Here is a 12,528-nt window from a genome sequence, read left to right on the forward strand (position 1 = left end):
GCGCCACCGCGCCTCCTGCTGCCGGAGGCGCCGGCGCTGATCGCCGGCAACGGGCGTGCGGCGCTGCTGACCCCGGATGGGGAGTTCCTCTGGCTCCCCGCCGGCGAAGTGACGGCGCATCTCGATGCGCCGCCATTGCTTGTGCATGCGCCGGCGACAGCGCGGCGCCTCGGCCTGCCCGGCTTCCCCGGCGCCTTCGACCTGCTGGAGCTCTTCGCCTTCTGCAGGCCGGCGCAGCCCTGCGCGCCGACGCCGCGCGGCCTCGCCATGGCGCTGGGCTTCGACGCGCCCCGGGATGCGGAGGCCGCCGCCGCGCTGCTGCCGGAGATGGCGACCGCCCTGCTCCGCCATCTCGCCGCCGGGCGCGGCGCGCCCCTGAACCGCGATGCGGCGTCGCTGGCGGCCCGGCTGCGGGAGGCGGTGGACTGGCCCTGGGCGGCCTCGGTCCTGGCGGCGCTCGGCGATGAGAGTGCCGTCGCCTCCCCGAACGGCCTCAAGGTCTGGCGCCGCCTGCCGGAATGGGAGGACACCGCACCGCCCATGCCGGCGGCGAGCTTCGGGGTGGAGCCGGCGGAAGCCCGGCAGCGCCTAGCCGAGATCCTCGGCGAGGATGCCGAGCAGCGGCCGCAGCAGGCCGACTACGCCTCCGCCGCCGCCGCCGCCTTCGCGCCCCGCACGGCGCCGGGTTCGCCGCAGATGGTGCTGGCCGAGGCCGGGACGGGCACGGGCAAGACGCTCGGCTACATCGCGCCGGCCAGCCTCTGGGCGGAGCGCAACGGCGCGCCGGTCTGGATCTCGACCTATACCCGCAACCTGCAGCGCCAGATCGACCAGGAGCTGGCGCGGCTGTTCCCCGATCCGGAGGAACGGCGGCAGAAGGTCGTGCTGCGCAAGGGGCGCGAGAACTACCTCTGCCTGCTGAACCTGGAGGAGGCGACCGGCGGCGGCCATCCGGGGCAGGTCATGGCGCTGGCGCTCGCCGCCCGCTGGGCGCTGGCGACCCGCGACGGCGACCTGATGGGCGGCGACTTCCCCGGCTGGCTGGCGGAGCTCTTCGGCCACCACGCCATCGCGCCGCTGGCCGACCGCCGCGGCGAATGCATCCACTCCGCCTGTCCGCACTACAAGCAATGCTTCGTCGAACATTCGATCCGGCGCGCCCGCGGCGCCTCCATCGTGGTCGCGAACCACGCGCTGGTGATGGTGCAGGCCGCCTTCGGCGGCGGCGAGGATGGGCGGCCGCTGCGCCTCGTCTTCGACGAGGGGCATCACCTGTTCGACGCGGCCGATTCCGCTTTCTCTGCAGCGCTCACCGGCGCCGAGACCGCGGAGCTCCGGCGCTGGCTGCTTGGCGCGGAAGGCGGCCGTTCCCGCGCGCGTGGGTTGCGCCGGCGGCTGGAGGAGGTGGTCGGCGGCAAGCCGGACCTGCTGGCGCCGATGGAAGCCGCGCTGCACGCCGCGCGGTCGCTGCCAACCGCCGGCTGGCACGCCCGGCTGGCGGAGCCGGCCGCGGCGGAGAATCCGGCCGAGGCCTTCCTGCACCAGGTGCGTCACCAGGTCCTGGCGCGCAGCGCCGAAGCCGATGCCGGCTATGATTCGGAATGCGACCTGCATCCGGTGACCGAAACGCTGCCGGAGGCCGCCGCGGCGCTGGAGCGTGCGATGGCGCGGTTGGAGACGCCGCTCAAGACGCTGCGCACCCGGCTGGAGGCGCTGGTGGAGAGCGAAGGCGAGGAGATGGAGACCGGCACCCGCATCCGGATCGAGGCGGTCTGCCGCTCGCTCGATCGCCGCGCCCTGGCGCCGCTCGGGGCCTGGATCGGCATGCTGCGGCATGTCCAGGGCCCGGCACCAGAGGCCGGACAGCGGCCCACCTATATCGACTGGCTCTCGCTGGAGCGGCGGGAGGGCCGCGACATCGATGCCGGCATGCATCGCCACCACCTCGACCCGACGGTGCCGTTCGCGACGGTGGTCGCGGCGCCCGCGCACGGGTTGCTCGTCACCTCCGCCACGCTGCGTGACGCGGCGGAGGGCGAGGATGTGGAAGCCGCCTGGCACGCCGCGGAGGCGCGCACCGGCGCGCTCCACCTGCCGCTGCCGGCGCTGCGCGCGGCGATGCCCTCGCCCTTCGACTACGCGGCGCATACGCGCGCCTTCGTCGTCACCGATGTCCGCCAGGGCGATGCCGGGCAGATCGCCGGCGCGATGCGGGCGCTGTTCCTCGCCTCGGGCGGCGGCGCGCTCGGCCTCTTCACCGCGATCCGGCGGCTCAGGGAGACCCATGCCCGCATCGCACCGGCGCTGGAGGAAGCGGGCATCCCGCTCTACGCCCAGCATGTGGACGCGATGGACAATGCGACTCTGGTCGACGTGTTCCGCGCCGAGGAGGATGCCTGCCTGCTCGGCACCGACGCGATGCGGGACGGCGTGGACGTGCCCGGCCGTTCGCTGCGGCTGCTGGTCTTCGATCGCGTGCCCTGGCCGCGCCCGTCCATCCTGCACCGGGAACGGCGGACGCATCTCTCGGAAGGCCGGCCGAAGGATTATGACGACGCGGTGGCCCGGCACCGGCTGCGCCAGGCCTTCGGGCGCCTGATCCGCCGCGCCGACGACAAGGGCGTCTTCGTGGTGCTGGACCCGCGCACGCCGTCCCGCCTGCTGGCCGGGCTGCCATCCGGTGTGGTCCCGCAGCGGCTGCCGCTGCGCGCCGTGGCGGAGGCCGTGCGCAACTTTCTGGCGGAATGAGAGCCTGCTGAGGCTGTCGGCATCGATCGCTTCGCGGTAGAATTGCAGCACCGGAGCCAGGGGAGTGCCGCATGACCACCGAAAATGCCGCCACGCTGCGCTTCAACGTGCAGGAAGCCTTGGTTTGCGCGATGGTGCTGATGGCCGCGTCCGATGAGCGCATGTCGGATGCCGAGATCGGCGTGATGACGCGGCTGGTGCAGGAGCTGCCGGTCTTCTCCGAATTCCATCCGGAAGAGATCGGCACCGTCACGGAAACCTGCCTCGGCCTGCTGAACCGGAGCGACGGGCTGGACCTGGCCTGCACCATGATCCGCGACGCCCTGCCGCCGCGCCTGCGCGAGACGGCCTATCTGCTGGCCTGCGAGGTCGCGGCCGCGGATGGTGATGCGACGCAGGGCGAGTTGCTGTTCCTGCAGGATTTCCGGATCGCGATGGACATCGACCGGCTGATCGCGGGCGCGATCGAGCGCGCGACGCGGGCGCGCTACCAGGTCATCTGAACGCGGAAAGGGCCGGCGCCGTCCGGCAGCCGGCCCCCTCGACGCATCAGCCGTTCAGAGCGGCTTGAGGTTGGTGGCGGCGGCCTTGCCGCGCTCCATCACCACGTCGTAGCTGACCTTCTGGTTCTCGTTCAGGCCCTGCAGGCCGGCCTTCTGCACCGCGGTGATGTGGACGAAGACGTCCTTGCCACCTTCCTGCGGGACGATGAAGCCGAAGCCCTTGGTTGCGTTGAACCACTTCACAGTGCCGATCGACATCCGATCTGCCTCCTTCCTCGCTGTGCCGGGGTACGATCACCCAGGCACGCAACCGGGTTGTTGGGACGTCATGGAGGCACCCGGCTATCCGGAGGCACGGCACGGCGGGCCAAGTCGGTTGGCGCCCGACCCTGAGGCGTGGGGCAGACAGTGTCAAACAAATCCGATGCGATATCGCAGTGCAATATTTTGCAAGTCCTCAATCGCCGGCGCCGGCATCCGCCGGCTTGGCTACCGCGCTGTCGGGGCAGCATTGGCGACATCAGTTGGTCGCGCGCGCGCCGCATTCGCGGCCTCGGTCTGCATCGGCTGCGCCTCGCAGCCCGGCCTTTCCGGTGGCGGCCTGCGGCCGCGTCGCAGTGCGGTGGTGCAGGTGCCGAAACGAAGAAGGGGCGGTCCTTGCGGACCGCCCCTTCCTGTCTGCCTTCCGTGAGGAAGATCAGAAGTCCATGTCGCCCATGCCGCCCATGCCGCCGCCGGGGCCACCGGCCGGGGGCGCGGCCTTCGCCGGGCGCTCGGCCACCATCGCCTCGGTGGTGATCAGCAGTGAGGAGACCGACGCGGCGTCCTGCAGGGCGGTGCGCACGACCTTGGTCGGGTCGATGATGCCGGCCTCGACGAGGTTCTTGTACTCGTCGTTCTGGGCATCGTAGCCGTACTCGTAGGTGTCGGTGCGCAGCACCTCACCGGCGACCACGGCGCCGTCCTTGCCGGCGTTCTCGGCGATCTGCTTGACCGGCGCCTGGATCGCGCGACGCACGATCTCGACGCCGACCTGCTGATCCGCATTGTCGGCCTTCAGGCCCGCGAGCTTCTGCGACGCGCGCAGCAGCGCGATGCCGCCGCCCGGGACGATGCCTTCCTCGACCGCGGCGCGGGTCGCATGCAGCGCGTCATCGACGCGGTCCTTGCGCTCCTTCACCTCGACCTCGGTCGAGCCGCCGACGCGGATGACGGCAACGCCACCGGCCAGCTTCGCCAGACGCTCCTGCAGCTTCTCACGGTCGTAGTCCGAGGTGGTCTCCTCGATCTGCGCCTTGATCTGCTCCACGCGGCCGTTGATCGCATCCTTGGAGCCGGCACCATCAACGATGGTGGTGTTCTCCTTCTCGATGCGGATCGTCTTGGCACGGCCGAGCTGCGCCAGCGTCACGTTCTCGAGCTTGATGCCGAGGTCTTCGGAGATCACCTCGCCGCCGGTCAGGATCGCGATGTCCTCGAGCATCGCCTTGCGGCGATCGCCGAAGCCAGGCGCCTTCACGGCCGCGATCTTCAGGCCGCCGCGGAGCTTGTTGACGACCAGCGTCGCCAGCGCCTCACCCTCGACGTCCTCGGCCACGATCACCAGCGGACGGCCCGACTGCACCACCGCCTCGAGCAGCGGCAGCATCGGCTGGAGCTGCGAGAGCTTCTTCTCGAAGATCAGGACGTAGGGGTTGTCCATCTCCGCGATCATCTTCTCCGCATTCGTGATGAAGTACGGGGAGACGTAGCCGCGGTCGAACTGCATGCCCTCGACGACGTCGAGCTCGGTCTGGATGCTCTTCGCTTCCTCGACGGTGATCACGCCTTCGTTGCCGACGCGCTCCATCGCCTTGGCGATCATCTCGCCGATCTCGGTCTCGCCATTGGCGGAGAGCGAACCGACCTGAGCGACCTCGGCGGAGGTGGTGATCTTGCGGGTGCGGGCCTTCAGCTCCTCGACGACGACCGTGACGGCCTTGTCGATGCCGCGCTTCAGGTCCATCGGGTTCATGCCGGCGGCGACAGCCTTCGCACCCTCGCGCACGATGGCCTGGGCCAGCACGGTCGCGGTGGTGGTGCCGTCACCGGCGATGTCGTTGGTCTTCGAGGCCACTTCGCGCACCATCTGCGCGCCCATGTTCTCGAACTTGTCGGCCAGCTCGATCTCCTTGGCGACGGTCACGCCGTCCTTGGTGATCCGCGGCGCGCCGAACGACTTGTCGATCACGACGTTGCGGCCCTTGGGGCCGAGCGTGACCTTCACGGCATCGGCCAGGATATCGACGCCGCGCAGCATACGATCGCGCGCGTTGGCGCCGAACTTCACGTCCTTTGCAGCCATGTGCGATTACCTCTTTCTTGTCCGGTGTTGATGTCAGGGCAGGATGGCGGAAGCGGCTCAGGCCGCCTTCTTCGCCGCAGCCGTGCCCTCGATGATGCCGAGGATGTCGGATTCCTTCATGATCAGCAGCTCCTCGCCGCCGATCTTCACCTCGGTGCCAGACCACTTGCCGAACAGGATGCGGTCGCCGGCCTTGACGTCGAGCGGGCGGAGGTCGCCCTTGTCGTTCAGGGTGCCGGAACCGACGGAAACGACTTCACCCTCCTGCGGCTTTTCCTTCGCAGTGTCGGGGATGATGATGCCGCCGGCGCTCTTCTCTTCCGCGGTAACGCGGCGAACCAGAACGCGGTCATGCAGGGGACGGAAGCTCATGTGATCCTCTCCTGACGCCTCATGATTGAAGCACGTCTCGCTCCGGGCTTGGGTGGGTCTGCGGGTTCCGGCCACCATGGCCCGGCTCCGCTAGCACTCCCCCCGAAGGAGTGCCAGAGAGGTATAGCGGCCATGCCGGCGCGTCAAGCGGTTGCAGCACTCAAAGAGTGCGAGTGCTAATGTATTGATTTAAGCGGATTTTTTACTTGGAGTCGGCCGTCATCGCCATGTCATGCTGCGGCTGTGTCACGGCCCTGATGGGCAGGGCCGACCTAAGGCCGCGAGGTCCCTTTGGTGCTGAAAGCGCTTGACCCCCTGATCCGTGTTCCCGACTGGCGGCTGACCACGGCCGAGATCCTCTATCACATGCCCGACCACCCGGCCGTGCTGCAGAGCTTCGTCTGGCAGAAGCTTGATCGGGCACCGGAATTCCCCGAGCTCCAGCGCTTCCTCGAATTCTGGCGGCGCGAGATCGAGGGGCCGCTGCATTCGGTGCGCGTCGCCTCCACCGCCCTGCTGCGCCCGGCGGAACTCCGCTATGCCGACGGCGAACTGAGGTTGCATTAGTCCGACCTCAATCGCCGGCGCACGCATCCGCGTGCTTGGCTTTCGCGCTGTCAGGGCGCGCTGGCGACATCGGTTGGTCGCGCGCGGGGCCGCATTCGCGGCCCCGGAGCATCGGCTTCGCCTCGCTCCGCAGGAACCAGGGGCGGCCTGCGGCCGTGGGGGCTTCCCCGCAGCTTGTTCACGCCGGCTGCGGCTGGCGTTTTCTGAAGAGCAAGGCCAACGGCCAGAGCAGGGCGGCGCCGGTCATGAAGGCCAGAACCGCGGAGACCGGCCTTTCGAAGAAGGGCAGCACGCTGCTGTCCGACTTGATCAGCGAGGTGATGAAGTTCGTCTCCACCATCGACCCCATGACGATGCCGAGCACCATCGCCGCCACCGGATAGCCGTTCCGTTCCATCACGAAGCCGAGGCAGCCGAACAGCGCCACCAGCAGCACAGAGAACAGGTTGTTCCCGGTCGCGAAGGCGCCCACCGCGCAGAGCAGCACGATCACCGGCATCACGCTGGACCGTGGCGCCTTCAGCACGTGGCTCGCCGCGCGGATCATCAGGATGCCGAGCGGGATCATGATGATGTTGGCGATGATGAAGATCAGGTACAGCGCGTACATGCTCGACGCACGTTCGGTGAACAGCGTCGGGCCTGGGTTCAGCCCCTTCATGTAGAGCACGCCGATTGCGATCGCGGTGATGGTGTCGCCGGGGATGCCGAACAGCAGCGACGGCACCCAGCCGGAGGCGAGCGAGGCGTTGTTGGATGCACCCGCCTCCACCAGCCCTTCCGGATGGCCGGTGCCGAATTTCTCCGGCTCCTTGGAGAAGCGCTTCGACATCGCGTAGCTGACCCAGGCCGCCATGTCGGCGCCGGCACCCGGCAGCACGCCGATGATGATGCCGACGATGTTCCCCCGCCACATCGGCCACTGGTACTTCTTCGTCAGCTTCCACTGCCCCGCGAGGATGCTGCCGAAGCGCCGCTTCGGCAGCGGCGGCGGCTCCGCGGTCAGCATGGCGCGCATCACCTCGCTCACCGCGAAGACGCCGACCAGCGCCGGGATAGGCTCGATGCCGCCGAGCAGGTCGGTGATACCGAAGGTGAAGCGCGGCGTGCCGGCCGGATTTTCCATGCCGATGCAGGAGACCAGCAGCCCGATGAACATCGCCGCGATCGCCTTGATCGGGGAGGAGCGCGCGACCAGCGTCGCGCACATCAACCCGAGGAAGGCGAGCCAGAAATACTCGAAGGTCGAGAAGCTCAGCGCCATCTCCGCCAGCGCCGGCGCCATCAGCACCAGCGAGAGCGTGCCGACGATGCCGCCGATCGCGCTGAACCAGAGACCCGCGCCGAGCGCCAGCTCCGCCTGGCCCTTGCGCGTCATCGCATAGGCCTCATCGGTATAGGCGGCCGAGGCCGGCGTGCCGGGGATGCGCAGCAGGCAGCCGGGGATGTCGCCCGAGAAGATCGCCATCGCCGAGGCCGCTATGATCGTGGCGATGGCCGCAATCGGCGAGAGATAGAAGGTGATCGGCACCAGCAGCGCCGTCGCCATGGTCGCCGAAAGCCCGGGGAGCGAACCCACCACCAGTCCGTAGACCGAGGCCGCGAGGATCGCGATGATCACATCCGTCTGGGCGACCAGCCGGAAGGCTTCGAGGAGGTCCGCCATCACCAGGGTGCCGCCATCAAGCCATCGGGCAGCGGCACCCGCAGCAGCTTCACGAAGACCACATGGACAAAGAGCGGCGCCAGCACTGCCAGTGGCAGCGCCAGCCGCAGCCGGGCGCCGAGCGCCAGCGACGTGACGCCGACGACCGCGGCCGCGGTGATCAGGAAGCCGAGCCTGTCGACCGTCAGCACGTAGAACAGCAGCAGCGCCGGCGGCAGCAAGGCACGCAGCCCATGAAACCAGGGCCGCGGCGTCTCCTCCGGGTCCTCCGGCACTTCCAGCGAACTGCCGACGCCAAGCGCGATCAGCACCCCGCAGAGCAGCATCCCGCCGCCGATGATCATCGGGAACACGCTCGGGCCGACATCCTGGCCCGGCACCCCCGGCAGCCGGGACCCTGCCCAGGCCGCAGCAACCCCGACCGTCGCGATCACCGCGCCGGTCACCCGGTCGGACAATTGCATGTCCGCTTTCCCCCTCGCCTCGTTCTTGTCGAGGGATTCTAAAGGCGCGCCGAGCGCGCGGTCCAGCGCGGCGGTCAGAGGACGGCCGTCATCCCGCCATCCACGTAGAGGAGGTGGCCATTGACGAAATCCGAGGCCGGCGAGGCCAGGAACACCGCCGCCCCCACCAACTCCTCCACCTTGCCCCAGCGGCCGGCAGGCGTGCGCTTGCAGAGCCAGTCGGTGAAAGCAGCATCCTGTACCAACGGCTCCGTCAGCTCCGTCTCGAAATAGCCGGGCGCCAGGCCATTCACCTGGATGCCGTGCTTCGCCCATTCGGCACAGAGCGTCCGCGTCATCATCCGGAGCGCGCCCTTGCTGGTGGCGTAGGGCGCGATGGTCGGGCGCGCCAGCTCGCTGTTCACGGAGCAGACATTGATGATCTTGCCGGCGCCGCGCGGGATCATCCGCCGCGCCACCGCCTGGGTGGTGAAGAAGACCGCATCGACATTGGTCCCCAGCACCTCCCGCCACACCTCCGGCGTGACCTCGATCGAGGGCATGCGGCGCATGATGCCGGCATTGTTGACGAGGATCGCGATCGGCCCCAGCCGCGCCTCGATCTCGCTGATCGCCGCCTCGGTCGCCGCGGGGTCGGCGACATCAAAAGCCGCCTGCTCCACCGCGACGCCACGCTCCGCGAGCCGCGCCACGGCGGCCGCCAGCTTCTCCGGGTTCCGCCCGTTCAGCACCACCCGCGCGCCGGCCTCCGCCAGGCCCTGGGCCAAGCCGAAGCCGATGCCTTGGCTCGACCCGGTCACAACAGCCAGACGCCCCGTCAGATCGAACAGCTTGCTTGCCATCGGCTTCCTCTTTCCCGGCCTTCGGGAGCTTAGAGCCGTCCGGGTGGGGGTGACAGCAGCGGCGCCCTGTGCTGCCATTCCGCCTCGCGGAACTACGGCAGGGAATGCCCGGCATGAGAATGGGAAACACGCGGCCATGAGTATCAACGGCAAGGCCTATATCGTCGGCGCCTATGAGCACCCGACGCGCAAGGCCGAAACCCAGTCCGTCGCGCAGCTCCACGCGGAGGTGGCCTATGGCGCGCTCCAGGATGCCGGGCTGACCAAGGACGACATCGACGGCTATTTCTGCGCCGGCGACGCCCCCGGCCTCGGCCCGCTCAACATGGCCGATTACATGGGGCTGAACCGGCTCTCCCATATCGACAGCACCGATACCGGCGGATCCTCCTACCTGATCCATGTCGCGCATGCCGCGGAGGCGATCGCGCTCGGCAAGTGCAACATCGCGCTCATCACGCTCGCCGGCCGGCCGCGCTCGGAAGCGATGGCGACCGGCACCGCGCCCCGTTCCTGGGGCGTCAACGTGCCGGACGATCCCTTCGAGATTCCCTTCAACCGCACCGTCGCGACCGCCTATGCGATGTCCGCGATGCGCCACATGCACGAATTCGGCACCACCAGCGAACAGCTCGCCTGGATCAAGGTCGCCGCCTCCCACCACGCGCAACACAATGAGCACGCGATGCTGCGCAAGGTCGTGACGGTGGAAGACGTGGTGAACTCCCCGCTCGTCGCCGACCCGCTGCACCGCCTCGATTGCTGCGTCATCTCCGACGGCGGCGGCGCGCTGATCGTCGCGCGGCCGGAGATCGCGAAGTCGCTGAAGCGTCCGCTGGTCAAGATCAAGGGTTCCGGCGAAGCGGTGAAGCACCAGGCCGGCGGCACCATCGACGTCACCTTCTCGGGCGCCCGCTTCTCCGGCAAGCGGGCCTTCGACATGGCCGGCGTCACCCCCACCGACATCAAATACGCCAGCATCTACGACAGCTTTACCATCACCGTGCTGATCCAGCTCGAGGATCTCGGCTTCTGCGAGAAGGGCCAGGGCGGCAAGTTCGTCGCTGACGGCAACCTGATCTCGGGCATCGGCAAGCTGCCCTTCAACACCGATGGCGGCGGCCTCTGCTCCAACCACCCGGCCAATCGCGGCGGCATGACCAAGGTCATCGAAGCGGTGCGCCAGGCGCGCGGCGAAGCCCATCCCGCCGTGCAGGTGAAGAATGCCGACCTGGTGCTGGCGCATGGCACCGGCGGCCTCCTCAGCATCCGCCACGGCAGCGGCACCCTGATCCTGGAGCGGGAGTAAGCATCATGGCGACGATGGCAGCCAACCGGGCGATCCCGGCACCCGCGGTCGACCCCACCAACAAGCCCTTCTGGGACGCCGCCCGCGAAGGCCGCTTCCTGATCGGGCTCTGCAAGGACACTGGCAAGCACTTCTTCTACCCGCGCGGCGTCTCCCCCTTCACCCTCTCCAACAATGTGGCGCTGGTGGAAGCCAAGGGCACCGGCACGATCTACACCTACACGGTCGCCCGCACGAAGGAGCCGCACGCGGTCGCCTATGTCGAGCTCGACGAAGGCCCGCGCATCTTCACCAACATCGTCGACTGCGACCTCGACGCGCTGAAGATCGGCCAGAAGGTGAAGCTCGTCTGGAAACCGACCACCGAAGGCGCGCCGCCGGTCTACATGTTCACGCCGGCCTGACGGCGCATTTCGGAAAAGGGGCGCCGCCCCTCTTCCATCTGCGGGTCCGTGTCAGGTGCGGATCCAGGTCTCCGAAAAGGCCAGCATCGCCGTCGAGATGCGTTGCCCCGCGACTTCACGCGGGATCGGTGCGCCCGGCCGCACCCGGCCATTCACGGTGACGGTCGCGGTGTCGCAGCCCACGAAGAGGCTCGGCATATGGTGCCGGCCGGTGGCCGACTGGGCCGGCGCCAACGCAAAGCAGAAGGGCTTGCTAAGCCCGGACCACTCCAGCACCACGGTCATGTCGCCGGCCCGCACCGTCTCGCCGTAGCGCGTGATGGCGTCGCCATCAGCGGCGACGCTGTCGAGCCTGCGGAACTGCAGCCCCTGCAACCCCGGCAGACCGCGCCAAGCCCCGAAATGCGCCACGTAATTCGAAACCAGCCAGCGGGCGAGCGGCTCATTGTCAGTCAGGCAGAGATTCGCTTGCTCGGCCGGTGGTGCGGCGGCCTGCGGCGACTGCATCAGCACCAGCGCGTGGCCACGCCCGTGCGGCGACAGCATCACACGGAAGAACGACGCGAGGGTGGTGAAGGGGCCGGTCGGATCCTCCTTCAGGGAAATGCCGGGATTCTCGCCCGACCATTCGACTGTGCCCGGAAAGACCAGTGTCTCGGCCATCGATGCGTTCCCCTCCCGCGCTGCTGTGTCCGCGAGCTTGCTCCCCGTATCCGGCGGGATCAATGACGTCAGCCCGCCGCCTCGCACCGCAGCTCGAAACGGCATTCGGCATGGCCATCGGCGGCGCAGGCCACCTCGCGGCAGACCGGCTCGCCGGGGTGGCCGGCCTGCTCCAGCACGAAACGCATGCCACCGGCAAAGCTGCCCTCGAACATGGAGCAGACGGGGCGCCCGGTCCCCGGACCATAGCCGAGCGCGAAGGCGGAGTTGCGGATGGTGATGACGGCGGTTCCTGCCACGGCATCGAGGGCGGTGATCTCCAGCAGGCCGTAGCCGCGCTGCGACAGGCGCTTCAGGTGATGCCGGAAGGTGTCGAGCGGCGTGAGGCCATGGGTCCTCGCCTCCTCCCGGCACCATTGCAGAGCGGAGAGATCGCTCGATCCGTAGAGGATGGTACGATAGGCCTCGACGCCGATGGCCGCCTCGATGCCCTTCTGCAGGTTCACCAGGAAATGCCGGGGAAGGTAGATCATCGGCAGACCGTCCGTGCGCCAGATGCCGGTTTCCGGATCGACGTCGATCGGGACTTGGGGCTGAGCCATGCACGTCTCCGGATATTGGCCGCGCCGGGCGTCAAGCCTCGGCC

General features: G+C 68.8%; 13 protein-coding genes. 5 read left to right on the forward strand and 8 right to left on the reverse strand.

Features of this window, described 5'->3' with window-relative positions:
* Positions 1-15 precede the first annotated feature (15 nt).
* On the forward strand, positions 16-2,748 hold the full coding sequence (locus GXW71_RS04595) for an ATP-dependent DNA helicase (RefSeq protein WP_211851333.1): 2,733 nt from the start codon (positions 16-18) through the stop codon (positions 2,746-2,748).
* A gap of 71 nt (positions 2,749-2,819) precedes the next feature.
* Positions 2,820-3,251 (forward strand): tellurite resistance TerB family protein, encoded by a 432-nt coding sequence (locus tag GXW71_RS04600; protein ID WP_211851222.1) that lies wholly within the window; start codon positions 2,820-2,822, stop codon positions 3,249-3,251.
* Between the two features lie 54 nt (positions 3,252-3,305).
* On the opposite strand, the gene GXW71_RS04605 is transcribed toward GXW71_RS04600, so the two are convergent.
* The 3 genes from GXW71_RS04605 to groES form a co-directional block, all read right to left on the reverse strand.
* A complete protein-coding gene (locus GXW71_RS04605; protein WP_211851223.1) occupies positions 3,306-3,509 on the reverse strand; it encodes a cold-shock protein in 204 nt (67 codons plus the stop codon).
* 439 nt (positions 3,510-3,948) lie between these two features.
* Positions 3,949-5,595 carry a chaperonin GroEL gene (gene groL, locus GXW71_RS04610; RefSeq protein ID WP_211851224.1) on the reverse strand — a complete coding sequence of 549 codons (1,647 nt, stop codon included), beginning with the start codon at positions 5,593-5,595 and terminating at the stop codon, positions 3,949-3,951.
* A gap of 57 nt (positions 5,596-5,652) precedes the next feature.
* Positions 5,653-5,967 (reverse strand): co-chaperone GroES, encoded by a 315-nt coding sequence (groES, locus tag GXW71_RS04615; RefSeq protein WP_211851334.1) that lies wholly within the window; start codon positions 5,965-5,967, stop codon positions 5,653-5,655.
* Positions 5,968-6,261: 294 nt separating this feature from the next.
* Here groES and GXW71_RS04620 point away from each other — a divergent pair, with 294 nt between their 5' ends.
* The gene (locus tag GXW71_RS04620) at positions 6,262-6,534 is read left to right on the forward strand and encodes an usg protein (RefSeq protein WP_408901819.1); all 273 of its coding nucleotides are present in this window, start codon (positions 6,262-6,264) and stop codon (positions 6,532-6,534) included.
* Positions 6,535-6,712: 178 nt separating this feature from the next.
* Here the strand turns inward: GXW71_RS04620 and GXW71_RS04625 are convergent, their stop codons facing one another.
* The 3 genes from GXW71_RS04625 to GXW71_RS04635 all read right to left on the reverse strand — a co-directional run bounded on the left by GXW71_RS04625 (position 6,713) and on the right by GXW71_RS04635 (position 9,506).
* Complete coding sequence (locus GXW71_RS04625; RefSeq protein WP_211851226.1) at positions 6,713-8,200, reverse strand: tripartite tricarboxylate transporter permease; 1,488 nt, start codon at positions 8,198-8,200, stop codon at positions 6,713-6,715.
* Positions 8,200-8,664 (reverse strand): tripartite tricarboxylate transporter TctB family protein, encoded by a 465-nt coding sequence (locus GXW71_RS04630; protein WP_211851227.1) that lies wholly within the window; start codon positions 8,662-8,664, stop codon positions 8,200-8,202. Before GXW71_RS04630 ends, GXW71_RS04625 begins: the two co-directional genes overlap by 1 nt.
* A 74-nt stretch (positions 8,665-8,738) precedes the next feature.
* The gene (locus GXW71_RS04635) at positions 8,739-9,506 is read right to left on the reverse strand and encodes a glucose 1-dehydrogenase (protein WP_211851228.1); all 768 of its coding nucleotides are present in this window, start codon (positions 9,504-9,506) and stop codon (positions 8,739-8,741) included.
* 136 nt (positions 9,507-9,642) lie between these two features.
* On the opposite strand from GXW71_RS04635, the gene GXW71_RS04640 reads away from it, so the two are divergent.
* Positions 9,643-10,815: a thiolase domain-containing protein gene (locus GXW71_RS04640; RefSeq protein WP_211851229.1), complete on the forward strand. Its 1,173-nt coding sequence runs from the start codon at positions 9,643-9,645 to the stop codon at positions 10,813-10,815.
* A gap of 5 nt (positions 10,816-10,820) precedes the next feature.
* Complete coding sequence (locus GXW71_RS04645) at positions 10,821-11,219, forward strand: Zn-ribbon domain-containing OB-fold protein (protein WP_211851230.1); 399 nt, start codon at positions 10,821-10,823, stop codon at positions 11,217-11,219.
* Positions 11,220-11,270: 51 nt separating this feature from the next.
* On the opposite strand, the gene GXW71_RS04650 is transcribed toward GXW71_RS04645, so the two are convergent.
* Positions 11,271-11,882 carry a hypothetical protein gene (locus GXW71_RS04650; protein WP_211851231.1) on the reverse strand — a complete coding sequence of 204 codons (612 nt, stop codon included), beginning with the start codon at positions 11,880-11,882 and terminating at the stop codon, positions 11,271-11,273.
* A 68-nt stretch (positions 11,883-11,950) separates the two neighbouring features.
* The gene (locus tag GXW71_RS04655; RefSeq protein WP_211851232.1) at positions 11,951-12,484 is read right to left on the reverse strand and encodes a 4-vinyl reductase; all 534 of its coding nucleotides are present in this window, start codon (positions 12,482-12,484) and stop codon (positions 11,951-11,953) included.
* Positions 12,485-12,528: the final 44 nt, after the last annotated feature.

Source organism: Plastoroseomonas hellenica (assembly GCF_018129085.1).
Lineage (GTDB): Bacteria > Pseudomonadota > Alphaproteobacteria > Acetobacterales > Acetobacteraceae > Plastoroseomonas > Plastoroseomonas hellenica.